This is a genomic window from Klebsiella sp. HN106 (assembly GCF_051209435.1).
GTDB classification, from domain to species: domain Bacteria; phylum Pseudomonadota; class Gammaproteobacteria; order Enterobacterales; family Enterobacteriaceae; genus Klebsiella; species Klebsiella oxytoca.
Genome location: NZ_JBLURD010000066.1, coordinates 1 through 1,105, shown reverse-complemented (window position 1 = coordinate 1,105; position 1,105 = coordinate 1). Strand labels below are relative to the sequence as shown.

Here is a 1,105-nt window from a genome sequence, read left to right as displayed (position 1 = left end):
ATAGGGGAGCCGCAGGGAAACCGAGTCTTAACTGGGCGTTAAGTTGCAGGGTATAGACCCGAAACCCGGTGATCTAGCCATGGGCAGGTTGAAGGTTGGGTAACACTAACTGGAGGACCGAACCGACTAATGTTGAAAAATTAGCGGATGACTTGTGGCTGGGGGTGAAAGGCCAATCAAACCGGGAGATAGCTGGTTCTCCCCGAAAGCTATTTAGGTAGCGCCTCGTGAATTCATCTTCGGGGGTAGAGCACTGTTTCGGCTAGGGGGTCATCCCGACTTACCAACCCGATGCAAACTACGAATACCGAAGAATGTTATCACGGGAGACACACGGCGGGTGCTAACGTCCGTCGTGAAGAGGGAAACAACCCAGACCGCCAGCTAAGGTCCCAAAGTCATGGTTAAGTGGGAAACGATGTGGGAAGGCCCAGACAGCCAGGATGTTGGCTTAGAAGCAGCCATCATTTAAAGAAAGCGTAATAGCTCACTGGTCGAGTCGGCCTGCGCGGAAGATGTAACGGGGCTAAACCATGCACCGAAGCTGCGGCAGCGACACTATGTGTTGTTGGGTAGGGGAGCGTTCTGTAAGCCGTTGAAGGTGGCCTGTGAGGGTTGCTGGAGGTATCAGAAGTGCGAATGCTGACATAAGTAACGATAATGCGGGTGAAAAACCCGCACGCCGGAAGACCAAGGGTTCCTGTCCAACGTTAATCGGGGCAGGGTGAGTCGACCCCTAAGGCGAGGCCGAAAGGCGTAGTCGATGGGAAACAGGTTAATATTCCTGTACTTGGTGTTACTGCGAAGGGGGGACGGAGAAGGCTATGTTGGCCGGGCGACGGTTGTCCCGGTTTAAGCATGTAGGCGGATGTTCCAGGTAAATCCGGAACGTCACTAACGCTGAGGTGTGATGACGAGGCACTACGGTGCTGAAGTGACAAATGCCCTGCTTCCAGGAAAAGCCTCTAAGCATCAGGTAACATCAAATCGTACCCCAAACCGACACAGGTGGTCAGGTAGAGAATACCAAGGCGCTTGAGAGAACTCGGGTGAAGGAACTAGGCAAAATGGTGCCGTAACTTCGGGAGAAGGCACGCTGATGGTA

At 53.4% G+C, this 1,105-nt stretch carries 1 rRNA gene; it reads left to right on the top strand.

The window, feature by feature from the left end:
• Positions 1 to 1,105 (top strand): 23S ribosomal RNA (locus ACSIPU_RS30300); the annotation flags it as partial.